We start from the raw sequence: 22,253 nt of genomic DNA, 5'->3' as shown, positions 1-22,253 counted from the left end.
TGATGTTCGACAGAGTCCTGGTCGCCAACCGCGGCGAGATCGCGATCCGGGTGTTCCGCACCCTGCGCGCGCTCGGGATCGCTTCGGTGGCGGTCTTCACCGACGCCGACGCGGGCGCCCGGCACGTCCGCGAGGCGGACGAGGCGGCGCGCGTCCCGTCCTACCTCGACCTCGACGCGGTGATCGAGGCGGCGCGCGCGACAGGCGCCGAGGCCGTGCACCCGGGCTACGGGTTCCTGGCCGAGAACACCGCTTTCGCCCGCGCGTGCGCGGACGCCGGGATCGTCTTCATCGGCCCGCCCGCGGCGGCGATCGAGGCCATGGGCGACAAGATCCGCGCCAAGCAGACCGTCGCCGCGGCGGGCGTGCCCGTCGTGCCGGGACGCGACGAGGCCGGGCTCACCGACGGCGAACTGGCCGCCGCCGCGCTCGACGTCGGCCTGCCGGTTCTGCTGAAACCGTCGGCGGGCGGCGGCGGCAAGGGCATGCGCCTCGTCCGGGACGCGGCCGACCTGCCGGAGGCGATCGCGTCGGCGCGGCGCGAGGCGCGGGCGTCGTTCGGCGACGACACCCTGCTGGTCGAACGTTTCGTCGCGAACCCGCGGCACATCGAGATCCAGGTCTTCGCCGACGCCCACGGCCACGTCGTCCATCTGGGCGAGCGCGAGTGCAGCCTCCAGCGCCGCCACCAGAAGATCATCGAAGAGGCGCCGTCGCCGCTGCTGGACGAGGCCACCCGCGAGCGCATGGGCGCCAGCGCGGTCGCGGCGGCCCGGGCCGTCGGCTACGTGGGCGCCGGGACGGTGGAGTACATCGTCTCCGCCGACCGCCCGGGCGAGTACTTCTTCATGGAGATGAACACCCGGCTCCAGGTCGAGCATCCGGTCACCGAGCTGGTCACCGGCCTGGACCTGGTCGAGCTGCAGCTGCGCGCGGCGGCGGGCGAGCCGCTGCCGTTCACCCAGGACGACGTCGCGCTGCGCGGCCACTCGATCGAGGCCCGCGTCTACGCCGAGGACCCGGCGCGCGGCTTCCTGCCGACCGGCGGCCGGGTGCTCGCGCTGTCCGAGCCGTCCGGAGACCATGTGCGGGTCGACTCCGGGCTCGACGCCGGAACCGAGGTCGGCGGCTCGTACGACCCCATGCTCGCCAAGGTCATCGTCTGGGCGCCGGACCGGGCCGGGGCGCTGCGGCGGCTGGACCGCGCGCTCGCCTCGTACACCCTGCTGGGCGTCGGCACGAACGTGGCGTTCCTGCGCGCCCTGCTCCGCCATCCGGACGTCGAGGCGGGCCGTCTCGACACCGGCCTCGTCGAACGGTCGCTGGAGGAGCTGACCGGCGAGGCGACGGTGCCCGACGAGGTCTTCGCGGCCGCCGCCCTGGAACGCGTGCTCGCGCTGGAGACCGGCGATCCCGACCCGTGGGCGATCCCGGACGGCTGGCGCCCCGGCGCACCGGCCCGCACCCCGTGGATCATCACGCCGTCCGGCGGCGAGCCGGTCGAGGTCGGCGTGCGGGGCCGGGCGCACGACGCCGAGGTCACGGTGGGCGGCAACGCCCCGGTACGTGCGTCTCTGGCGGATGGCCCGTCGCCGCTGACCCTCACCTACGGCGCCCGGACCCTCTCCTACGAGGCCGCGCGCGACGGGCACACCCTGTGGCTCGGGCGCGGCGGGCATGCCTGGGCCCTGGCCGAGCACGTACGGGCCGAAGGCGGCGGCGCGGCGGCCGTGGCCGGGGACGGGGTGCTGCGCAGCCCGATGCCCGGCACGGTGCTGGCGGTCAAAGTGGCCGAGGGCGACCGGGTCGGCGAAGGCCAGCCGCTGGTCGTCGTCGAGGCGATGAAGATGGAGCACACGGTCACGGCGCCGATCGCCGGCGTGGTGACGCGGCTGCCCGCCCGCGCGGGCGCCCAGGTGGCCCTGGACGCCGTGCTGGCCATCATCGAGGCCGAGGAGGGCTGAGCGATGCGCGTACCGCTGGACGGGCTCCCGGACCGGGTGACGATCTACGAGGTCGGGCCGCGCGACGGGCTGCAGAACGAGGACGCCGTCGTGCCGGTGGCCGACAAGGCCGAGTTCGTGACCCGGCTCGCGGAGGCCGGGCTGCGCACGATCGAGACGACCAGCTTCGTGCACCCCAAATGGATCCCGCAGCTGGCCGACGCCGCCGAGCTGCTCGACGTGCTGCCCCGCGACCCGGACCTTCGCTACCCCGTCCTCGTGCCCAACGAACGCGGCCTCGACCGCGCGCTGGCGAACGGCTGCACCGAGATCGCCGTCTTCGGCAGCGCGACCGAGACGTTCGCCCGCCGCAACCTCAACCGGACGGTCGACGAGTCGCTGGAGATGTTCGCGCCCGTCGTCGAACGCGCGCTCGCCGAAGGCCTGTGGGTACGCGCGTACGTCTCGATGGTCTGCGGAGACCCCTGGGAGGGCGACGTGCCGATCGAGCAGGTCGTCTCCGTGTCCCGCCGGCTGATGGACATGGGCTGCTCGCAGCTCAGCCTCGGCGACACCATCGGCGTCGGCACCCCCGGCCAGGTCACCGCGCTCATCGAGGCGCACAAGGCCGCGGGCATCGGGGCCGACCGCCTCGCCGTGCACTTCCACGACACCTACGGCCAGGCCCTCTCCAACACCCTCGCCGCGCTGCGCGCCGGCGTGACCACGGTGGACGCGTCGGCGGGCGGCATCGGCGGCTGCCCGTACGCCGAGAGCGCCACCGGCAACCTCGCCACCGAGGATCTCGTCTGGATGCTGCACGGCCTCGGCATCGACACCGGCGTCGATCTCGGCAGGCTCGTCGCGACGAGCCACTGGATGGCCGGCCGGCTCGGCCGCCCCAGCCCGTCCCGCGTAGTCCAGGCCCTGACATCGACGTGAGCGGGCGCGTGGCCTGGACTGAGGAGCGGCGGGAGCGCAGCGACCAGAGCGACGAGGGAAGGCCACGCATAGAGCCCGCGAACCGGAGCGACGGAGTCGCGACATCAAACAAGGAGTAGTCAGTCTCATGATCGACTTCAGGCTCGACGACGAGCAGGAGGAACTGCGGCGCACGGTCGAGCGGTTCGCCCGTGAGACCGTCGCCCCGGTGATCGGGGATCTGTACGAGCGCGGCGAGTTCCCGTACGAGATCGTCGCTGCCATGGGAAAGATGGGGCTGTTCGGGCTGCCCTTCCCCGAGGAGCACGGCGGCATGGGCGGTGACTACTTCGCCCTCTGCCTGGCCCTCGAAGAGCTCGCCCGCGTCGACTCCTCGGTCGCCATCACCCTTGAGGCCGGCGTGTCCCTCGGCGCGATGCCGATCTACCGCTTCGGCTCCGAGGCGCAGAAGGCCGAGTGGCTGCCGAGGCTCACCTCGGGCGAACGCCTCGCCGCGTTCGGCCTGACCGAGCCCGGCGGCGGCTCCGACGTACCCGGCGGCATGCGTACCACCGCGCGGCTCGACGGCGACCACTGGGTGATCAACGGCTCGAAGTCGTTCATCACCAACTCGGGCACCGACATCACCGCCTTCGTGACCGTCACCGCGTTCACCGGCGAGAACGAGATCTCCACGATCATCGTCCCCAACGGCACCCCGGGCTTCACGGTCGGCAGGAAGTACTCCAAGGTCGGCTGGTCGGCCTCCGACACCCGCGAGCTCTCCTTCGACGACGTCCGCGTCCCCGCGGCCAACCTCGTCGGCGAACGGGGCCGCGGCTACGCCCAGTTCCTGCGCATCCTGGACGAGGGCCGCATCGCCATCGCGGCGCTCTCGGTGGGCCTCGCCCAGGGCTGCGTCGACGAATGCCTGCGCTACGTGCGCGAACGGGAGGCGTTCGGGAAGGAGATCGGCCGCTACCAGGCCATCCAGTTCAAGGTCGCCGACATGGAGACGCGCGCCCACACCGCCCGCCTGGCCTACTACGCGGCGGCGGCGAGGCTGCTGGCCGGCGAGCCGTTCAAGAAGGAGGCCGCGATCGCCAAGCTGGTCGGCTCCAACGCCGCCATGGACAACGCGCGCGACGCGACGCAGATCTTCGGCGGCTACGGCTTCATGAACGAGTACGCCGTCGGCCGCTTCTACCGCGACGCCAAGATCCTTGAGGTCGGGGAGGGCACGTCCGAGGTCCAGCGCATGCTCATCGCGCGCGCCCTCGGTCTCCCGTCATCGTGACCGTGCGGCCGTGGCCGGCGCGCGGTGCGGGCCACGGCTGATTTTCGGCGAGTGCCGAGGTCGGCCGAGTGTCGGGTGCGTCACACCGGCTTGCCCTCAGGCATGGTCGAGGTTTCATCCTGATGGGGCCGGACCAGCGAAGAATGTCCGAGGCGCCCGGAATACTCAGATCCTGCGAACGGTTTAATCGCTCGCAAAGTGTCAGTCACTGCAGTATTTTCGGTGACCACCCCCGACATCACCTTTGCTCCTTACGCCCGTGTGCCCGGGCCTGACGATTGGAAGAAGCCCTTGACCGCCCCTGCGTCCCCAAAGGTGGCCGACGAACAACCGGAACCCGCCGGTTCCGGCGGTGGCCTTGATCGCGGTGTGCTCGCGGTGGCCATGGTCGTCGTACTCGGCGCGATCATGTCCATCCTGGACGTGACCGTCGTCAACGTCGCGATCAACGACCTCACCCAGGAGTTCAACTCCCCGCTGGCGACCATCCAGTGGGTCGCCACCGGCTACACCCTGGCGCTCGCCACCGTCATCCCGATCACCGGCTGGGCCGCGGCACGGTTCGGCACCAAGCGCCTGTACATGATCTCGATCGCGCTGTTCGTGATCGGCTCGATGCTGGCCGGCCTGGCCTGGTCGGCCGAGTCGCTCATCGCGTTCCGCGTCCTGCAGGGCTTGGGCGGCGGCATGATCATGCCCGCCGGCATGACGATCCTGACCCAGACCGCGGGCCCGGCCCGGGTCGGCCAGGTCATGAGCGTCGTCGGCATCCCGATGCTGCTCGGCCCGATCACGGGCCCGATCCTCGGCGGCTGGCTGGTCGACGACGTGTCGTGGCGCTGGATCTTCTTCATCAACCTGCCGATCGGCATCGTGGCGCTGTTCCTGGCCGCGCGGATCCTCAAGCCCGACACCCCGCAGCGCGGTGAGAGGCTGGACGTCCTCGGGCTGATCCTGCTCTCGCCGGGTCTGGCCACGCTGATCTACGGCCTGGCCAAGGGTGCCGAGCTGCGCGACTTCACCAAGACCGAGGCGCTCATCCCGACCGTCATCGGCGCGGTGCTGACGGTCGCGTTCGTCTTCCGGGCGCTCAACGCCGAGAACCCGCTCATCGACCTGCGCCTGCTCAAGCGCCGTTCGGTGGCCGCCGCGTCGGGCACCATGGTGCTCTTCATGGCGGCGTTCATGGGCGCCATGCTGCTGCTGCCGCTGTACTTCCAGTCGGTCCGCGGCGAGACCGCGCTCGCGTCCGGCCTCCTGCTCGCCCCGCAGGGTTTCGGCGCGATGATCACCATGCCGATCGGCGGCAAGCTCACCGACAAGATCGGCCCGGGCCGGGTCGTGCTGGTCGGCATGGCGGTCGTCGTGCTGTCGATGGGCGGCTTCGCCGCCCTGCTGGAGGCCGACACCTCCTACTGGACCCTCGGCGCCCTCCTGTTCGTGATGGGTCTCGGCATGGGCATGACGATGATGCCCACCATGGCCGCGGCCATCCAGACCCTGGTCCACGACGAGGTGCCGCGGGCCAGCACGATGCTCAACATCATCCAGCAGGTGTCCGCGTCCATCGGCACCGCGATGATCTCGGTGCTGGTGGCCAACCAGCTGGCCGAGAACCTCGGCGGCGCGGCCCCCGGCGGCGGCGGTGAGGGCGCCCCGGTCGCGGAGATCCCGGCCGACGTCCTCGCCAAGATCGCGGCCCCGATGGCCGACGCCTACCAGCACACCTTCTGGTACGCCGCGGCGCTGCTGCTCCTGGGGTTCCTGCCGGCGCTGCTGCTGCCGCGCAAGAAGCCGGACACCCCGGCGGCCGACGCGCCGATGCCGATGCACTAGAAGTTCACCGAGCGGCCCCGCCAGGGACGCTCAGCGGCCGAACGCCCCGATCCGGGACCCGAGAGTCCCGGGGCGGGGCGTTCGCCGTGTACGGGCGTCTCAGCGCGCTGTGAGGCGCTTCAGGCGCCGGCGCGTTTCAGGCCGGGGCGCTTCAGGCCGGGGCGGCCGGCCGCTCCGCCCGCCAGTACTCGTCCTTGAGGAGACGCTTGTAGAGCTTGCCGGTGGGATGGCGTGGGAGCTCGGCACGGAAGTCCACCGAACGCGGGCACTTGTAGTGGGCCAGGTGGTCACGGCAGTACGCGATGAGCTCCGCTTCGAGCGCGGGACCCGCGTCGTCCGCCGACACCGGCTGGACGACGGCCTTGACGGCCTCGCCCATCTCGGGGTCGGGGACGCCGAACACCGCGACGTCGGCGACCTTGGGATGGACCGCCAGGACGTTCTCGGCCTCCTGCGGGTAGATGTTCACGCCGCCACTAATGATCATGTACGAGCGGCGGTCGGTGAGGTAGAGGAAGCCGTCCTCGTCGACGTGGCCGACATCGCCGAGGGTGGTCCAGCCGTGCCCCCACGGGTCGCGGGACGCCTCGGTCTTGTCCTTGTCGCCGTGGTACTCGAACGTGGGCCCGCCACCGAAGTAGAGCGTTCCGGACGTGCCCGCCGGGAGCTCGTTCCCCTCCTCGTCACAGACATGGATCTCGCCGAGCAGCGGTTTGCCGACCGTGCCCCTGTGGGCGAGCCAGTCCTCGGAGTTCGTGTAGACGAAGCAGTTGCCCTCGGTGCCGGCGTAGTACTCGTGCAGCACCGGGCCCCACCACTCGATCATCCGCTCCTTCACCGGCACGGGGCACGGCGCCGCGGCGTGCACCGCGCACCGCAGGCTCGACAGGTCGTACCCGGCGCGGACCTCGGCGGGCAGCTTCAGCATCCGGATGAACATCGTCGGCACCCACTGGCTGTGCGTCACCCCGTACCGCTGGATCGCCGCCAGCGCCCCCTCGGGGTCGAACTTCTCCATCACCACGACCGTGGCGCCGAAACGCTGCATCGTCAGGCAGTAGCGCAGCGGCGCGGCGTGGTAGAGCGGCGCCGGCGACAGGTAGACCGAGTCGCCGTCCGGCTGGAACAGCAGCGACAGCAACTGGAACAGCACGTTCGGCGTGCCCATCTCGGCCAGCGAGAGCGGCGGCTTGACGCCCTTGGGCCGCCCCGTCGTGCCGGAGGAGTAGAGCATGTCGGCGCCTTCGCGTTCCTCCGCGATCGGAGTGACGGGCCGCGCGGCGACCTGCTCCTCGTACGAGCGGAAGCCCGGAGCCGTCCCGTCGAGCATGAGCCGCAGCGGGACGTCGAGCGGCACGGCGGCGGCGGTGCCGGCGAGGGCCTCGCTCGTGATGAACGCCTTGGCCTCGCAGTTCTCGACGATGTAGCCGATCTCGTCGGGCTGCAGGCGCGAGCTGATGGCCGTGTAGTAGAGCCCAGAGCGCTGCGCCGCCCAGGCGATGGCCAGGAAGAGCGGGTGGTTCTCGAGCATGAAGGCGATGTGGTCTCCCGGCCGCAGCCCCTCCGCCCGAAGCAGGTGGGCGAGCCGGTTGGAGGCCTCGTTCAGTTCCCGGTAGGTGATGACGCGGCCGGAGCCCGCCATGATGACGGCGGGCTTGTCGGGCGTCTGCTCAGCGATCTGCCCCAGGTGCATGCGACCGCACGGTACCTGGCCGGGCCGCAGAATGGAATGCGATTCGGTTTACTGGGCGTTCAGACGAGCATGTGATCGAAGTCGCCGTCCTTGGCGCCTCCGACGAAGGCCTCGACCTCCTCCCGGGTGTAGACGAGGACCGGACCCTGCGGGTACCGGGAGTTGCGCACCGCGATCTCCCCGGTGGGGAGTTCGGCCATCTCGACGCAGTTGCCGCTCGGATTGCTGCGGCGGCTCTTCTGCCAGACGAGTTCCCAAGCAATGAAGTCCGACAGCTCGTCGTCCATCTGTTTGCCCCCTTTGAAGGCGTCTGCGCCTCCCGCACGGGAGGCCGCGATCTCGCCCCACCCGCTGCCATGGTACGAGATGCACGTGCATTCGTTCTTGCATTCGTTCATGCAGACGGTCTTGCATCTGCACGACATGGGGAGCAAGATAGCGAACGCCCGCCACCGACCGACCCGCACGCCCCTGGGGTTTGACAATGATCGTTGACCAGGCAGACGTCGAAACCTTCCCCGCCGACGGTGCGCGGCGCCCCTGGCGGCCGCCGGCGCTGGACCACGAGCTCTGGCCGGACGCCCATCCGTCCGCGGACCAGGCACCCGGCGCCGCACCGGCCGTGACCGTGGCCGTCGTGCCCGGGCTGGTCGGCCGCTGGCCGACCCCGCCCGCCGGCGACCCGCGCACCGCCCGGCGCGTCCTGCGCGCCGACGCCACCTCCCCGAAGGCCGCCCGCGACTTCACGCTCGCGACCCTCGCGGAGTGGGAGTTGAGCCACGCCGCGGAGGACATCGTCATCGCGGTCTCCGAACTGGTGACAAACGCATTGCGCCACGGTCTGCGCGACCTACCTCAGCCGGCGCCGCTGCACCCGATCCAGCTCGTCCTGCTCGGCCACCCGCGCCGCCTGGTCGTCGCCGTGACCGACCCGGGCTCCGACACTCCCGTACCGATGGAGCAGATCCCCGAACGCTTCGGCGAAGGCGGTCGCGGTCTCCTGGTGGTCGGCGCGATCAGCGGTGCCTGGGGCTGGGCGCCCCTCACCACCGGAGGCAAGGCGGTCTGGGCCGCCTTCGACCTCCGCTCCGCCCAGGCGGCCTGACCCGGCGGGCGCACACGCGGACGCGGGCGGGCACACCGGACCGTCACGCGCACCCCGAGCATGCGCTGGTCACGCATGCGGCAGGGGCGTCTTATGGCAGTGGGACGTGGGAGTGCTCAAGGGCGGTCAGGAAGTCTTGGGCCCAGCGGTTCACGTCGTGTTCGATGACGCGTTTGCGCATCGAGCGCATGCGGCGGCTCTGCTCCACCGGGTCGGCGTTCAGCGCCTCAAGGAGGATGGCCTTCAGGCCGTCGATGTCGTACGGGTTGACCTGGAAGGCGCGCTTGAGCTCGGCGGCGGCGCCCGCGAACTCGCTGAGCACCAGCGAGCCCCGCAGGTCGCTCCGGCAGGCCACGTACTCCTTCGCGACGAGGTTCATGCCGTCGCGCAGGGGCGTCACGACCATGACGTCGGCGGCCTGGTAGAGCGCGGCGAGCTCGGCCCGGTCGTACGAGCTGTGCATGTAGTGGATCACCGGGAAGCCCAGCTCGCCGTATTCGCCGTTGATGCGGCCGACCTGCTGCTCGATGTCCTCGCGCAGGAGCTGGTACTGCTCGACGCGTTCGCGGCTGGGCGTGGCGATCTGCACGAACACGGCCTGGCCCGGCTTGAGGTGGCCGTCGCCGACGAGCTCGCCGAACGCCTGGAGGCGCTGGGTGATGCCCTTGGTGTAGTCGAGGCGGTCCACCCCGAGGAAGATGGTCGCGTCGCCCAGGTCGGTGCGGATCTCCGCGGCGCGTTCGCGGACGGAGGCGCGCTCGGTGAGCTCCTTGAGCTCGCCGACGTCCACGGAGATGGGGAACGAGCGGGCGCGGACGATCCGGTCGTCCCAGAAGACGTCCTGCTTGACGTAGCGCGCGTCGAGCAGGCGGCGGCACAGGCGGACGAAGTTGGACGCGGCGCCGGGGAGCTGGAAGCCGACCAGGTCCGCGCCGAGGAGGCCTTCGAGGATCTGGCGCCGCCACGGCAGCTGCCAGAAGAGCTCCAGCGGGGGGAACGGGATGTGCAGGAAGAACCCGATCCGCAGGTCGGGACGCAGCTTGCGCAGCATGGCCGGGACCAACTGGAGCTGGTAGTCCTGGATCCAGACGATGGCCTTCTGGGAGGCCACCTTGGCGGCCGCGTCGGCGAAGCGCTGGTTGACCCGTACGTAGGCGTCCCACATCGTGCGGTCATAGATCGGCGGCGCCACCACGTCGTGGTAGAGCGGCCACAGGGTCGCGTTGGAGAAGCCTTCGTAATAGAGCCGCACGTCATCTGACGACTGCGGCACGGGGACGAGGTGCATGCCGTCGGTCTCGAACGGCTCCAGCTCCTCGCCCGCCGCGCCGGACCAGCCGATCCACGTACCCTGCCTGCTGCGCATGACCGGCGCGATGGCGCTGACGAGGCCACCCGGGCTGCGCCGCCAGCCTTCACCGGACCGGTCGACCGGCAACCGGTTGGCCACCACCACGAACTCACTACCGCCCGACACCCGCGACCTGCTTTCCGAGGAAGTCCCTTTAATGATCAACATGCCCAGAAAAGGTCATCTGGAACATCTTGCCATGGCCTCGGGCGGGAAGATCATGGATGGGGTGTGTCAGACGCGAGCGGGCTCTCGCTCCCGGGCACCGCGGTCGAAGAGCATGCCGTCGAGGCTGAAGCGGCCCGCTCCGGTGAGCGCCAGGGCCAGCGCCGTGGCGCCGAGGATCATCACGAACTCGTAGCCGCCCTTGTCGGCGAAGAAGCCCTTGTCCATGTGCACGTACCAGAACGCGCCGGCCATGTCGATCGCGAGCAGGAGCCCGGCGAGCGGCACGAGCACGCCGAGCACGAGCGCGATGCCGCCGAGCAGTTCGACCCAGGTCGCGAACGCGGCGGCGACCGAGGGCAGCGGGATTCCGATGCCGTCGAACATCTTGGTGACGGCGGCGTGGCCGGTGTCGGTGAGCTTCTGCCAGCCGTGCGCGATGAAGATCGCGCCGAGCGCCAGGCGGCCGATGAGCAGACCCACGTCGGGCAGGACGGGGTACCGGCGGGCGGGGAGCATGCGTGCCTCCTGAACGATTGAAGGTTCAAATCTTGACTTTAAGCTAGCACCGGTTAGTTCAAATTAAAACCACGTTATAGAATCGGACTCGTGAACAACGACGCCCTCTCCCCGTCGGAACTGCGAGCCTGGCTCGGGTTCCTCACGGCGTCCCATCTGATGGAGCATGAGGTCGAACGGCAGCTCAAGGCCGACGGCGGCATGTCCCACGGCGAGTTCGAGATCCTGATCAGCCTGTTCATGGCCGACGACCGCCGGTTGCGGATGTCCGACCTGGCACGGCGGACGATGATCTCCAAGAGCCGGCTCACCTATCAGGTGACCCAGCTGGAACGGCACGGTCTCGTGCGCCGTACCGACTGCGACTCCGACCGCCGCGCCGTCTGGGCCGAGCTGACCGCCAAGGGCGCGGACGCGCTCGCCATGGTCCGTCCCGGCCACCGCCAGGTCGTCCGCGACAACCTCATCTCGCAGCTGTCCCCCGAGGAGCTGGAGCTGTTCGGAGACCTCGTGAACCGCGTCGCCGACCGGTTGCGCGAGCGCCGCGACGCGCGGTGAGGGAGCCGTGCGCGACTGCGGGGGGATGATCGAACGCGCCCCGCGCGAGGTGCTGCGGCCCGCCTCCGCGCGCGAGGTCGCCAGCGCCGTACGCGCCGCGCGGACGGGCGTGGTCGCGCGCGGCCACGGGCATTCGGCCGAAGGCCAGTCGCTGACGGACGGCCTCGTGCTCGACATGCGCGGGCTCGCCTCCGTGCACGAGGTGGGCGCCGACCGCGTCACGGTGGACGCGGGCGCCACCTGGCGTCAGCTGCTCGACACGACGCTGCCGTACGCCCGTACCCCGCCGGTGCTGACCGACTACCTCGACCTGACCATCGGCGGGACGTTGTCGGCGGGCGGCATCGGCGGCGCCTCCCACGTCCACGGAACGCAGGCCGCCAACGTGCTCGCCCTCGACGTCGTCACCCCGGACGGCGAGCTCGTGTCCTGCTCGGCGTCGCGCCGCGCCGGTCTCTTCGACTCCGTACGCGCCGGGATGGGCCGCCACGGCATCATCACGCGCGCCACGCTCCGCCTCGTCCCGGCGCCCGGACGGGTGCTCTCGTGCAAGGCCGGCTATCCGTCCGCCGCCGAGCTCATCGAGGCGCAACGCCGTGTGCGTGCCGACCACGTCTCAGGCCAGGCGAAGGCGAACGGCTACGAGCTCAAGGCCGTGGTGTACGAAGGGACTCGCCCTCCCGCGGGCCTGGATCCGTCCGAGGTGGAGGAGCTCCCCTACCGGGACTTCGCCGACCGCATGCGCCCCGACGTCGAGGCGCTCAGGTCCGCCGGCGAGTGGGAGCGCCCGCACCCGTGGGCGACGATGCTGCTGCCCGCCTCGCGCGCCGCCGCGTTCATCGAGGCGGCCCTGCGTGCGACGACGCCCGCCGATCTGGGGCTCAGCGGCGTCGTCCTGATCAAGCGCTTCTCCCCCGGCTGGGTGCCGATGTTGCGGGCGCCGTCCGACGCCGTGCTCTTCGGCCTGCTGCGCACCGCGTCGCCCGGCTGCCGGCCCGCCGCGGAGATGGCCGCGGCCAACCGGCGGCTGCACGAACGCGCCCGTGCGCTCGGCGGCGTCCCGTACCCGGCCGCTACGACGCGGGCTCCCGGCGGCCCCGTTCGGGCCATTTGAGCGTCACGGTATCGCGCGATCGGACGGAGCCATTGACAAAAATCTCCTTTACATAAAAACTGGTTTTTGCAATGAGAGACGTTCTGTACCTGGATCAGATCGAGCAGGCCGAGGCCCTGCTCAAGCCGCAGCGCATCGAGGTGTTGCGGCGGCTCGCCGAGCCGCGTTCGTGCACGGAGGTCGCCCGCCTGCTCGACCAGACCCAGCAGCGGGTGTACTACCACGTGCGACGGCTGGTCGAGGCGGGCCTGGTCAGCCAGGTCGCCGAGCGCAAGGTGCGCGGTGTCCACGAAGGCGTCTACCAGGCGAGCGCCCGCTCGTACTGGCTCTCTCCCCGGCTGGTGGGCCGCCTCGACGGGGGCCTTCGCAGGAAGCGGGACGAGATGAGCCTCGGCTACCTGCTGGACCTCATGGAGGAGGTCCAGTCCGACGTGGCCACGCTGGACCGCACCGCGCCCGAGCTGCCCTCCATCGGCGTCTCCGGCGAGATCCGCGTCCCGGTGGAGCGCCGCCAGGAGTTCCTCGACGACCTCCGGAGCACGCTTCAGGACCTCTTCACCCGATACGGCGGCGCGGAGGGTGACGCCTTCAAGCTCGCCGTGGCCTGTTACCCGAAGGGAGAACGACCATGACAACCCCGATGAGGCTCCGCGCGCGGGTGGAGGCACCGGGCAAGGCCGTGCACCAGGCGCTCACCGACGCCGGCATGATGCGCGTATGGCTGGCCGAGAAGGCGGAGGTGGAACTGCCGGGCCGGTATGAGTTCTGGGGCCGCTACACCCCCGAGGGCGACGTTCCCCGCCAGCGGCTCCTCCACGTCGACGACCGGACGCTGCGCTACACGTGGACGCTCGACGGCGAGGACACCACCGTCGAGTTCTCCATCGAGGACGAGAGCGCCGGGTCGTCCATCGTCACGCTCTCCCAGAGCGACCTGCCCGACCTGCAGGAGTCGATCGCGGGCCACGGCAGCAGGCACGTGATGCACACCTACTGGGCCATGTACATCGCCAACCTCGTCGACCATCTCGAAGGCCGCGAGATCACGACGAGGTGCGACTTCACCACGCCGGAGATGCGCGAGCGGCTCGTCATCGACGCGCCCCGCGGCGCGGTGTACGACTCGCTCATCGATTCCGCCAAGTTCCGCCGCTGGTTCGGCGCCAACATCGACATCGAGCCGCATGTCGGGGGCCGCGTGGCGATGGGTGGGTTCGAGCTCGACCCCGACCCGGCGGCCCGCATACTCGAACTCGAACCGGGCCGCAAGTGCTCCATCCAGTGGGGACCGGACCTGGTCTCCACCTGGGAGCTCGAAGACGCCGAGGGCGGGACGCGCCTCACGTTCGTGCAGAGCGGCTTCGACGAGGGACGGCCGCCCTACGGCGCGTGGCTCGGCTGGATGTCCGGCGTCGCCGAGCTGCGCCGCTTCCACGAGCTGAAGGACTGGCGTCCGATCTGGCTCGACGTCGAGATGGAGGGCATGCCCGAGGGGATGCTCTACAGGGAGCCGCAGTAGCCCGCGGCGCAGGGCCCGGCACGACGGCCGGGTCCCGCGCCGGCAGGTCAGGCGTCGAGGGTCACTGCTGGGCCAGCGCGATGACCTCGGCCCCGGGGAGGCCGGCCAGGCTCTTGCCCGGCAGGAGCAGCTTCGACCTGCGCAGGCCACTGCCGATGACGACGTCGCCCGCCGCGGCCACGGCCTCGTCCACCAGGACCGGCCAGCCGCCGGGAAGGCCCACGGGCGTGATGCCGCCGTACTCCATGCCGGTCAGCGACGTCGCCTCGTCCATGGGCGCGAACGACACCTTGCGGGCGCCCAGGTGCTTGCGGACGACGCCGTTCACGTCGGCGCGGTCGGTCGCGAGCACCATGCAGGCGGCGTAGGTGACCTCGCCGCCGCGCCTGGCCGCCACGATCACGCAGTTGGCGCTGATCTCCAGCGGCACCTCGTACCGTTCGCAGAACGCCGCGGTGTCGGCCAGGCCGGGATCGATAGCGGCGACCCTCGCCTCGGGCCCGACGGCCGCCGCCACCGGCGCGGCGAGGAGGTCCCGCCCCTCGTCCGCCGGGATCCACTCCAGATTGCCGGCCATGTCTCTCCTCTCGTCGCGTCCACCCTGCCACGTGCGGCTCGTACGCCGAACGCGGGTCAGGCGCGGGCGAAACGGGCCCGGTAGGCGGAGGGGCTGAGCCCGGTCTGGTGCCTCAGCCGGGCCCGGAGGTTGGCGGTGGTGCCGAGTCCGCTGGCACGCGCAACCGCGTCGAGCCTGAGCTCGCCGTTCTCGATGAGCCTGCACGCCAGCGCGACGCGTTCGGCGGTCAGCCAGGCGAGCGGGGTGGTGCCGAGCTCGTGCTGGAAGCGCCGGTGCAGGGTGGCCGGGCTGACGCCCGCGCGGGCGGCCAGGCCCGCCACGGTCAGCGGCCGGTCCAGGCGTTCCTGGGCCCAGGCGAGGACGGGCGCGAGGGAGGTATCGGGGATCTCGGGCACGGGGCGTTCGACGAACTGCCGCTGGCCGCCGTCGCGGTGCACGGCGAACACCAGGCGCCGGCCGACCGCGTTCGCGATCTCGGCGCCGTGGTCGCGGCGGATGAGGTGCAGGCCGAGGTCCAGGGCCGCGGCGCTGCCGGCGGCGGTGAGGACGTCGCCGTCGTCGACGAAGAGCACGTCCGGTTCGAGGCGGACGGCGGGAAAGCGGGCGCGGAACGGCTCGGCCCAGCGCCAGTGCGTGGTGGCGCGGCGGCCGTCGAGGACGCCCGCGGCGGCGAGGGCGAACGCGCCGGTGCAGAAGCTCACCAGGCGGGCGCCGCGGGCCGCGGCGGCGCCGATCGCCCGCAGCACCTCGGGCGACGGGTCGTGCTCGGGATCGGGCCGGTTGGGCACGATCACCGTGTCGGCGCGTTCCACCGCCTCCAGGCCCGGAACGTCCGACATCGTGAACATCCCGGCGTGCATGACGACCGGGCCGGGAGCGCAGAGGGTGAAGTCGTACCAGGGGCGGCCCAGCTCGGGACGGCGCAGGCCGAACAGCTCGGTCGCCACGCCCAGCTCGAACGGGTTCGAACCCGCGTCGACGATCATGGCCACCCGGTGCGAGGATTCTTGCGACATATGCGATTCCTAGCACTCACACCGCCGTGCCGCCAACCGGCAGGGTTGGGGCATGAACAACGAACCCATCGCGCTGCGGTCCGCGCTGGCCTCCTTCACCGAGATCTGGAGCCCGCGCATCGTGACCCAGGTGAACGACTACGACGTGCGCATCGCCAAGGTGGCGGGCGACCACGTCTGGCACGCCCACGATCACACTGACGAGTTCTTCCTGGTCCTCGACGGCGAGCTGACCATCGCGCTGCGCGACGACCAGGGCGAACGGGCCGTCACGCTGGCCCAGGGCTCGGTCTTCGTCGTCCCGCGCGGCGTGGAGCACAGGCCGTCCGCCCCGGACGGCGCCTCGATCCTCATGTTCGAGCCCACCGGCACGCTGAGCGTCGGCGACCGTCACGAGGACGTGCCCGGCCACGTGGACTCGACCGTGGGTCACGCGCTGGAGGCGGACGCAGCGCCGCGCTAGGGGCGGCGGGGTGGCAGGGTCGGGGTGGTGAGGCGTGGCCGCGCCTGCGGGTTGGGGGTGTGGGCGGGCCGCGCCGTCAGCTCGTCGAGCGCCACCTCAACGGCCTTGCGCAGCTGGGTGTCGACGTTGCGGGCGTAGTCCTGCGGCGTGATGTCGACCTCGATGTCGGGGTCGGTGCCGTAGTTCTCCACGCGCCAGCCCACGTCGTCGAAGGAGAACGAGAACTCGGGCTGGGTGGTGATCGTTCCGTCGGCCAGCTTGTGGCGCGGCCAGATGCCGACGACGCCGCCCCAGGTGCGCCGGCCCACGAGGGGTCCGAGCCTGCGGAGCTTGAACGCGTGGCAGAAGATGTCGCCGTCCGAGCCCGCGAGCTCGTTCGTCAGCGCGACGATGGGGCCGCGGGGCGACTCCTCCGGGTAGGGCGTCGGCACCCCCCAGCGCGGGTAGTCGTAGCCGATGCGGTGGCGGGACAGCTTCTCCAGCAGCAGCGCGGAGACGTGCCCGCCGCCGTTGAACCGCACGTCGACGATGAGCGCCTCGCGGTCGAACTCCGCCAGGAAGCCCCGGTGGAACTCGGCGTAGCCCTCCGGCCCCATGTCGGGGATGTGCAGGTAACCGACCCGTCCTCCGGACAGCTCGTGCACGAGGGCGCGGTTGCGGGTCACCCAGTCGCGGTAGCGGGCCGGCGCCTCGTCGGCGAGGGCCCTGACCACGACCGTGCGCAGCTCGGTGCCGCGCAGGACCGTCAGCTGGACCTCCTGGCCGGCCTGGTTGACCAGGCGCTGCCCGGGGGTCGCGCCGGGGCCGACGGGCTGGCCGTTGATGGCGACCACGACGTCGCCGGGACGGACGTCCACGCCGGGACGGGTCAGCGGCGAGGTCGTGCGGGGATCCCATTCGTCGCCGGCGGCGATCCGCGCGATGCTGTAGAGGCCGTTGCCGGCGACCCAGTCGACGCCGAGCTTGCCCTGCGAGTAGTGCGGGCGCTCGCGGTATTCGCCGCCGCTCTCGTACGCGTGGGAGGTGCCCAGCTCGCCGAGCAGCTCCCACAGGAGGTCGGAGAACTCGCCGCGGGTGGAGACGCGGTCCACCAGGGGCAGGTAACGCTCGTAGACGCCGTCCCAGTCGAGCCCCGACATGTCCTGCGACCAGAAATGCTCCTTCTGCAGCCGCCACGCCTCGCGGAACATCTGCCGCCACTCGGCCTCCGGCAGCACCGACACCTTGACCCGGTCGAGATCGATCCAGCCGGTCTCGCGGCCCGGCTCCTTCTCCTCGGGCGGCTCCTCCCCCGCCTCGACCAGCCGCAGCCGGTCGCCGGAGCGGTAGAGCAGGGTCCGGAAGTCGCGGCCCAGCCGGAAGTCGGTGACCTCGGAGATCAGCTCCTCGGCCTCCTGCTTGTCGAAGTCGTAGCAGTGCAGCGTGCCCGACTCGGTCTCGGCGTGCTCGTCCTCCAGGGCGCCCTCGACGGGGAACGTCGTGTAGATCACCTTGCCCTTGATGCCCGCGAGCCGGTCGTAGCGCGCCTCGGGCAACGGGAACTGGACCAGGCGGTGCGGCAGCTCGTCGACGTCGATGGCCAGGGGCTCGTGCGCGTCGTCGTCCTTCTCTTTGGCGCGGCCGTCGTCCCTCTCCTTGGCGTGGCCGTCGTCCTTGTCCTTGTCGTCCTTGTCCTTGTCGTCTTCCGGCTTGACGACGGGACGCGGCTCGGGCACGAACGGGGACCCGACGTCGGCGCGCAGAGCGATCGCGTAGGGCCGGGTGCCCAGCGGGAACCCCAGGTCGAAGTTGAGCGAGTCGTAGACGGGATTGAAGACGCGCTCGCCGATGAAGTAGAGATACCGGCCCTCGGGATCGAAGGCGGGGCGGCGGTCGCGCAGCACCGGGCGCGTGGCGGCGAAGCTCTCGCCGGTCTCGGCCCGGCACACCCTGATCCCGGTGCCCTGGGCGCTCACCGGGCAGGCGTAGGCGAGCCACGTGCCGTCGGCCGACCAGGCCAGGTCGGCGATCGCGCCGTACGGGCTGGACTCGACCTCGGTGACCACCGGATCGTCGCCGCCGGCGGGCAGGTCGATGAGCAGCAGCTCGTTGCGGTGGTTGGTGACCGCGAGCCGGTCGGCGGCGGGCGACACCTCCAGCTCCAGGACCCGGCCGGTGTCGGCGCCGTCCAGCCGCCGGGGCGGGGACGAGCCGTCGGCGGTCAGGATGACCAGGACCTCGCGGTCGCCGTCGTCGCTCGCCGCCGCGACCAGCCGCCGCCCGTCGTTGAGCCAGGTGAGCAGCCGGTAGCGGACGCCGTCCAGCGCGCCGTGCTGCCGCACCGGGCCCTCCCACCCGGCGAGCGAGAACGCCTTGCCGCGCGTGGTGATCGCCAGCCCGCTCCCGTCGGGGCTGGGCGTGGCGCTGTCGAGGAACTCCGCCGCGTCGGCGAACCTGCGGTTGAGCTGGCTGCGCGAGCTGCCGAGCCGGATGTCGAGCCGCTGCGGCTCGTCCTCGGCGGGGTCGAGGAGGTAGAGGTCGGCGCGGCAGTGGTAGACCAGGCGCCGGCCGTCGCCGGACAGGTTGCGCGCGTAATAGTCCGCGTGGTCGGTGTGACGCCGCAGGTCGGTGCCCTCCGGCGTGCACGAGTAGACGTTGCCGACGCCCTCGTGGTCGGACAGGAAGTAGATCCGTTCGCCGACCCAGCAGGGCGAGGCCAGGTTGCCGGGCAACGCGACGAGCCGCCGGAACTCCCCCGTCCCGGCGGGGTCGATCCACAGGTCGCCCGCGGTGCCGCCGCGGTAGCGCTTCCACCGGGCGGGGTCGGCGGTGTTGCGGCCGAGCACCACGCCGCCCGACGGGCCGTAGGAGATGGTGTTGGCCGGACCGTAGGGCAGGCGTTCGGGCGGGCCGTCCGGCTGGACGCGGTGCAGCCAGCGGAAGCCGTGGAACGGCTGGCCCTCGTCGCTGGCGTAGATGATCCCGCCGGCCGGGTCCCAGGCGGTGACGGCACACGACACGCCGTGGAACGTGAGGCGCCGGCCGGTGCCGCCCGAGGCGGGCATGACGTAGACCTCGGCGGGCCCCTCCTCGCGCCCGACGAACGCCAGCCGCGACCCGTCCGGCGACAGGCGCGGATAGGTCGCGGCGGCGACGCCCGCGGTGAGCCGGAACGCGCGTCCGCCCACCGCGGGCACCATCCACAGATCGTCTTCGCTGACGAAGACGATCACATCATGGAAGATCGCGGGGAACCGCAGATATCCCGGCACGACCCTCCATCATCGTTCTGGTGGTACCTGTTCACTCGGCGGCGGGCCGCGACGCGTTCGGAGGTTGCTCCGCGTTGGGCCGCTGCTGGCTCGCCGACCTCTTGTCCTGCTGCCTGTCCTGCTGCTTGGCCTCCCGGTTGGCCTTGATGGCCTCCTTCTTGGCCTTTCCCGACTTGGCCTTGTTCTGGCCCATTGTCCCCCCTAGGAAATCTGCGCCCGGTAACGGACGCATCACTGAGGGTGATACCCATGTCACCCGGTTCTCACGCGTCACTTCCGACAATCCGGTCTTACGAGCCGAGATAGCGCAGGACGGCGAGAACGCGGCGGCTGTAGCCGCTGGCGTGCGACAGGTCGAGCTTGTCGAAGATGGCGTTGACGTGCTTCTCCACGGCGCTCTGCGAGACGTGCAGGTGCGCGGCGATCGACGCGTTGGTGTGCCCCTGCGCCATGTGGTCGAGCACGTCCCGCTCGCGCGGGGTGAGCCTGCTGAGCGGGTCGGCCTTCGAGCTGCGCACGAGCAGCTGCCGCACCACCTCCGGGTCGAACGCGGCGCCGCCGTCCCCGACCCGGCCGAGCGCGTCCAGGAACTCGTCCACCTGGGCAACGCGGTCCTTGAGCAGGTAGCCCACCCCGGTCGTGTCGCTGGTGATCAGCTCGGTGGCGTACCGCTTCTCCACGTACTGCGACAGCACCAGCACGCCCACGCCGGGCCAGCGGCGACGGATCTCCAGCGCCGCGCGCAGTCCCTCGTCGGTGTGGGTGGGCGGCATCCGCACATCGACGACCACCACGTCCGGCGGCGCGGGCTCGACCGCCGCCAGCAGCGCGTCCGCGTCGCCGACCGCCGCCGCGACCTCGTGGCCCTCCTCGGCCAGCAGCCGGACGAGGCCCTCGCGCAGCAGCGTCGAGTCCTCGGCGAGCATCACCCGCACGGCAGCTCCGCCCTGATCACCGTCGGCCCGCCCGGCGGGCTGTCGATCCCGAACGTGCCGTCCAGCGCGGCGACGCGGCGCGCCAGCCCGGCCAGACCGCCGCCCGCGGGGTCGGCTCCCCCGGTTCCGTCGTCCTCGATCAGCACGTGCAGCATCTTCTCGTCTCCGGTCAGCCGGACGGCCACCCGGGCGGCGGCCGAGTGCTTGTTGGCGTTGGTGACGGCCTCGCAGACGACGAAGTAGGCGGCGGTCTCCACCGCGTGCGGCGGGCGTGCCGCCAGGTCGTAGTCGATCGTCACCGGCACCGGCGACCGTTCGGCGACCGTCTCCAGCGCCGTCCGCAGGCCTTCGCCGTCCAGCGCGGCCGGATAGACACGCCAGGCGACTTCGCGCAGATCTTCCAGGGCCCGCTGCGACTCCTCGTGCGCCTGACGCAGCAGGTCCCGTGCGCGTTCCTCGTCACCGCCGGAGGCCCGCCTGGCCCGGCCGATCAGCATGCCGAGGGCGACCAGGCGCTGCTGCACGCCGTCGTGCAGGTCCCGCTCGATCCGGCGGCGCTCGTCGTCCACGGCGTCGATGACCTCGGCCCGGCTCACCGACAGCTGGGCGATCCGGCGCTCGTACGCCTCCAGCGGGCTCGGCCCGAGACAGCGCCGCGCCACCTTGCGCTCCAGCGCGACCACCCCGGCGAGCCCCTGGACCGCGATGAACAGCAGCACGAGGCCGAAGACGGCGGTGTACACCACGATCCACGGCTTCGGCGGGATGCCGTCCATGTACGTGCCGGTGATCCACCAGCCGATCATCAGGCTGACGCCCACGGCGGCCCCGTACATGATCAGAAGCAGGATGACGCCGCCGAGGAGGCCCACGGGCACCCGAAGGACGAGGTAGGCCAGCGCCCGCACGGGTCCGTAGCCGGCGCCCTCCGCATGGCCGAAGAAGGTCGCCAGCCGCCGTCGTTCCAGGGCGCTCAGGTTGAGCGCGCCCTCGGCGACCACCTTGGGGACGGTGCGCTGCCCGCGAGAGAAGGCCAGCGCGTACGCCATGACCGGCGCGGCCACGGCGAGCAGCACCAGCTCGGCGGCGGCGCTCACGGCTCCCAGCAGCAGTCCCGCCGTCGCCCAGGCCAGGCGCGCGACGAAGCCGCGGTGCCGGGCTTCCGGCACCGCGGCCCCGGTCCGGTCAGCCGATTCGGTCACGTTCGAAGTCTCGCGCATAGTCCATGCGGTGGGCCCCCACCCGCTCCGGCGGCGGCGTGGCCGTCCGTCGCGCCTTAACGATACGTACGACCAGGAAGAGCAGCGCCAGCAGGACGGCCACACCCAGCACCGCCTTGGAGTAGACCCCCACGTACTCCTCGACCGTGCGCCAGTTGTCGCCCAGGCCGTAGCCCGCCAGCACGAACGCCGCGTTCCAGATGAAGCTGCCGGCCGTGGTGAGCGCCAGGAACGTCGTCAGGCGCATGCGCTCGACACCCGCCGGGACCGAGATCAGGCTCCGGAAGATCGGGATCATCCGCCCGAAGAAGACCGCCTTGGCGCCGTGCCTGGCGAACCACGCCTCCGTCCGGTCCAGGTCCGACACCTTCACCAGCGGCAGCCGTGCCACCAGCGCCCGCACGCGGTCGCGCCCGATCACCGCGCCGATCCCGTACAGCGCCAGCGCGCCCACCACCGACCCGATCGTCGTCCACACCAGCGCGGCGATCAGGTTCATGTCGCCCTGCGCCGCCGTGAACCCGGCCAGCGGCAGGATCACCTCGCTGGGCAGGGGCGGGAACAGGTTCTCCAGGGCGATCGCCAGCCCCGCGCCCGGTGCCCCGAGCCTCTCCATCAGGTCGGTCGCCCACCCGGCGATGCCCCCGGCCGGCTCGGCCTGCGCCGCCATCGCTCGCGTCATCTCGATCATGCTTCAACGCTAGGAACGGGCGGCCCGGCCCGCCATGGAGCGCACCGCCGACCTCGCCGGGCGCGCGCCGCAGGCCCGC

General features: G+C 71.5%; 21 protein-coding genes. 10 read left to right on the top strand and 11 right to left on the bottom strand.

The window, feature by feature from the left end:
* Positions 1-2: 2 nt before the first annotated feature.
* From ABD333_RS25400 to ABD333_RS25385, 4 genes are all read left to right on the top strand, one after another.
* The gene (locus tag ABD333_RS25400; RefSeq protein ID WP_344544813.1) at positions 3-1,964 is read left to right on the top strand and encodes an acetyl/propionyl/methylcrotonyl-CoA carboxylase subunit alpha; all 1,962 of its coding nucleotides are present in this window, start codon (positions 3-5) and stop codon (positions 1,962-1,964) included.
* A gap of 3 nt (positions 1,965-1,967) precedes the next feature.
* Positions 1,968-2,885: a hydroxymethylglutaryl-CoA lyase gene (locus ABD333_RS25395; protein WP_344544811.1), complete on the top strand. Its 918-nt coding sequence runs from the start codon at positions 1,968-1,970 to the stop codon at positions 2,883-2,885.
* A gap of 127 nt (positions 2,886-3,012) precedes the next feature.
* On the top strand, positions 3,013-4,161 hold the full coding sequence (locus tag ABD333_RS25390; RefSeq protein ID WP_344544810.1) for an acyl-CoA dehydrogenase family protein: 1,149 nt from the start codon (positions 3,013-3,015) through the stop codon (positions 4,159-4,161).
* Between the two features lie 291 nt (positions 4,162-4,452).
* On the top strand, positions 4,453-5,997 hold the full coding sequence (locus ABD333_RS25385) for a DHA2 family efflux MFS transporter permease subunit (RefSeq protein WP_344544808.1): 1,545 nt from the start codon (positions 4,453-4,455) through the stop codon (positions 5,995-5,997).
* Between the two features lie 151 nt (positions 5,998-6,148).
* On the opposite strand, the gene ABD333_RS25380 is transcribed toward ABD333_RS25385, so the two are convergent.
* Both ABD333_RS25380 and ABD333_RS25375 read right to left on the bottom strand, forming a co-directional pair.
* A complete protein-coding gene (locus tag ABD333_RS25380) occupies positions 6,149-7,690 on the bottom strand; it encodes an acyl-CoA synthetase (RefSeq protein WP_344544806.1) in 1,542 nt (513 codons plus the stop codon).
* Positions 7,691-7,749: 59 nt separating this feature from the next.
* Positions 7,750-7,977: a DUF397 domain-containing protein gene (locus tag ABD333_RS25375; RefSeq protein ID WP_344544804.1), complete on the bottom strand. Its 228-nt coding sequence runs from the start codon at positions 7,975-7,977 to the stop codon at positions 7,750-7,752.
* A 197-nt stretch (positions 7,978-8,174) separates the two neighbouring features.
* Between ABD333_RS25375 and ABD333_RS25370 the strand changes: the two genes are divergently transcribed.
* Positions 8,175-8,795: an ATP-binding protein gene (locus ABD333_RS25370; protein WP_344544802.1), complete on the top strand. Its 621-nt coding sequence runs from the start codon at positions 8,175-8,177 to the stop codon at positions 8,793-8,795.
* Between the two features lie 91 nt (positions 8,796-8,886).
* Here the strand turns inward: ABD333_RS25370 and ABD333_RS25365 are convergent, their stop codons facing one another.
* Both ABD333_RS25365 and ABD333_RS25360 read right to left on the bottom strand, forming a co-directional pair.
* Complete coding sequence (locus tag ABD333_RS25365) at positions 8,887-10,272, bottom strand: alpha,alpha-trehalose-phosphate synthase (UDP-forming) (protein WP_344544801.1); 1,386 nt, start codon at positions 10,270-10,272, stop codon at positions 8,887-8,889.
* Positions 10,273-10,380: 108 nt separating this feature from the next.
* Positions 10,381-10,830 (bottom strand): DoxX family protein, encoded by a 450-nt coding sequence (locus tag ABD333_RS25360; RefSeq protein WP_344544800.1) that lies wholly within the window; start codon positions 10,828-10,830, stop codon positions 10,381-10,383.
* A 90-nt stretch (positions 10,831-10,920) separates the two neighbouring features.
* Between ABD333_RS25360 and ABD333_RS25355 the strand changes: the two genes are divergently transcribed.
* The 4 genes from ABD333_RS25355 to ABD333_RS25340 all read left to right on the top strand — a co-directional run bounded on the left by ABD333_RS25355 (position 10,921) and on the right by ABD333_RS25340 (position 14,021).
* Positions 10,921-11,388 carry a MarR family winged helix-turn-helix transcriptional regulator gene (locus ABD333_RS25355; protein ID WP_344544799.1) on the top strand — a complete coding sequence of 156 codons (468 nt, stop codon included), beginning with the start codon at positions 10,921-10,923 and terminating at the stop codon, positions 11,386-11,388.
* 7 nt (positions 11,389-11,395) lie between these two features.
* Positions 11,396-12,502, top strand: coding sequence for an FAD-binding protein (locus tag ABD333_RS25350; RefSeq protein ID WP_344544798.1), 1,107 nt, complete (start codon positions 11,396-11,398; stop codon positions 12,500-12,502).
* Between the two features lie 71 nt (positions 12,503-12,573).
* Positions 12,574-13,134 (top strand): helix-turn-helix domain-containing protein, encoded by a 561-nt coding sequence (locus ABD333_RS25345; RefSeq protein WP_344544796.1) that lies wholly within the window; start codon positions 12,574-12,576, stop codon positions 13,132-13,134.
* Entirely contained in the window at positions 13,131-14,021 is an 891-nt protein-coding gene (locus tag ABD333_RS25340) for an SRPBCC family protein (protein ID WP_344544794.1), read from the top strand. The genes ABD333_RS25345 and ABD333_RS25340 overlap by 4 nt, the downstream gene beginning before the upstream one ends.
* Positions 14,022-14,082: 61 nt before the next feature.
* On the opposite strand, the gene ABD333_RS25335 is transcribed toward ABD333_RS25340, so the two are convergent.
* Positions 14,083-14,598, bottom strand: coding sequence for a YbaK/EbsC family protein (locus ABD333_RS25335; RefSeq protein WP_344544792.1), 516 nt, complete (start codon positions 14,596-14,598; stop codon positions 14,083-14,085).
* Between the two features lie 56 nt (positions 14,599-14,654).
* Positions 14,655-15,614: a helix-turn-helix domain-containing protein gene (locus ABD333_RS25330; protein WP_344544790.1), complete on the bottom strand. Its 960-nt coding sequence runs from the start codon at positions 15,612-15,614 to the stop codon at positions 14,655-14,657.
* 52 nt (positions 15,615-15,666) lie between these two features.
* Here ABD333_RS25330 and ABD333_RS25325 point away from each other — a divergent pair, with 52 nt between their 5' ends.
* Entirely contained in the window at positions 15,667-16,077 is a 411-nt protein-coding gene (locus tag ABD333_RS25325; protein WP_344544788.1) for a cupin domain-containing protein, read from the top strand.
* On the opposite strand, the gene ABD333_RS25320 is transcribed toward ABD333_RS25325, so the two are convergent.
* From ABD333_RS25320 to ABD333_RS25300, 5 genes are all read right to left on the bottom strand, one after another.
* Entirely contained in the window at positions 16,074-19,328 is a 3,255-nt protein-coding gene (locus ABD333_RS25320) for a S41 family peptidase (RefSeq protein WP_344544786.1), read from the bottom strand. The two genes, ABD333_RS25325 and ABD333_RS25320, sit on opposite strands and share 4 nt — an antisense overlap.
* Positions 19,329-19,359: 31 nt before the next feature.
* On the bottom strand, positions 19,360-19,521 hold the full coding sequence (locus tag ABD333_RS25315; protein ID WP_344544785.1) for a hypothetical protein: 162 nt from the start codon (positions 19,519-19,521) through the stop codon (positions 19,360-19,362).
* 97 nt (positions 19,522-19,618) lie between these two features.
* Positions 19,619-20,263: a response regulator gene (locus ABD333_RS25310; RefSeq protein ID WP_344544784.1), complete on the bottom strand. Its 645-nt coding sequence runs from the start codon at positions 20,261-20,263 to the stop codon at positions 19,619-19,621.
* The gene (locus ABD333_RS25305) at positions 20,254-21,465 is read right to left on the bottom strand and encodes a sensor histidine kinase (protein WP_344544782.1); all 1,212 of its coding nucleotides are present in this window, start codon (positions 21,463-21,465) and stop codon (positions 20,254-20,256) included. The genes ABD333_RS25310 and ABD333_RS25305 overlap by 10 nt, the downstream gene beginning before the upstream one ends.
* Positions 21,449-22,174: a DedA family protein gene (locus ABD333_RS25300; RefSeq protein ID WP_410557518.1), complete on the bottom strand. Its 726-nt coding sequence runs from the start codon at positions 22,172-22,174 to the stop codon at positions 21,449-21,451. The genes ABD333_RS25305 and ABD333_RS25300 overlap by 17 nt, the downstream gene beginning before the upstream one ends.
* Positions 22,175-22,253: the final 79 nt, after the last annotated feature.

The organism is Actinomadura fulvescens (genome assembly GCF_039533225.1).
GTDB lineage: Bacteria > Actinomycetota > Actinomycetes > Streptosporangiales > Streptosporangiaceae > Spirillospora > Spirillospora fulvescens.
This window is presented reverse-complemented; position numbering and strand designations above follow the sequence as displayed.

What these genes read in the sequence shown, in the direction of transcription:
- ABD333_RS25395 (WP_344544811.1), top strand. Translation starts at nt 1,968, where the DNA reads ATGCGCGTACCGCTGGACGGGCTCCCGGACCGGGTGACGATCTACGAG.
- ABD333_RS25390 (WP_344544810.1), top strand. Translation starts at nt 3,013, where the DNA reads ATGATCGACTTCAGGCTCGACGACGAGCAGGAGGAACTGCGGCGCACG.
- ABD333_RS25370 (WP_344544802.1), top strand. Translation starts at nt 8,175, where the DNA reads ATGATCGTTGACCAGGCAGACGTCGAAACCTTCCCCGCCGACGGTGCG.
- ABD333_RS25360 (WP_344544800.1), bottom strand. Translation starts at nt 10,830, where the DNA reads ATGCTCCCCGCCCGCCGGTACCCCGTCCTGCCCGACGTGGGTCTGCTC.
- ABD333_RS25330 (WP_344544790.1), bottom strand. Translation starts at nt 15,614, where the DNA reads ATGTCGCAAGAATCCTCGCACCGGGTGGCCATGATCGTCGACGCGGGT.
- ABD333_RS25300 (WP_410557518.1), bottom strand. Translation starts at nt 22,174, where the DNA reads ATGATCGAGATGACGCGAGCGATGGCGGCGCAGGCCGAGCCGGCCGGG.
- ABD333_RS25315 (WP_344544785.1), bottom strand. Translation starts at nt 19,521, where the DNA reads ATGGGCCAGAACAAGGCCAAGTCGGGAAAGGCCAAGAAGGAGGCCATC.
- ABD333_RS25345 (WP_344544796.1), top strand. Translation starts at nt 12,574, where the DNA reads ATGAGAGACGTTCTGTACCTGGATCAGATCGAGCAGGCCGAGGCCCTG.
- ABD333_RS25335 (WP_344544792.1), bottom strand. Translation starts at nt 14,598, where the DNA reads ATGGCCGGCAATCTGGAGTGGATCCCGGCGGACGAGGGGCGGGACCTC.
- ABD333_RS25375 (WP_344544804.1), bottom strand. Translation starts at nt 7,977, where the DNA reads ATGGACGACGAGCTGTCGGACTTCATTGCTTGGGAACTCGTCTGGCAG.
- ABD333_RS25325 (WP_344544788.1), top strand. Translation starts at nt 15,667, where the DNA reads ATGAACAACGAACCCATCGCGCTGCGGTCCGCGCTGGCCTCCTTCACC.
- ABD333_RS25380 (WP_344544806.1), bottom strand. Translation starts at nt 7,690, where the DNA reads ATGCACCTGGGGCAGATCGCTGAGCAGACGCCCGACAAGCCCGCCGTC.
- ABD333_RS25340 (WP_344544794.1), top strand. Translation starts at nt 13,131, where the DNA reads ATGACAACCCCGATGAGGCTCCGCGCGCGGGTGGAGGCACCGGGCAAG.
- ABD333_RS25400 (WP_344544813.1), top strand. Translation starts at nt 3, where the DNA reads ATGTTCGACAGAGTCCTGGTCGCCAACCGCGGCGAGATCGCGATCCGG.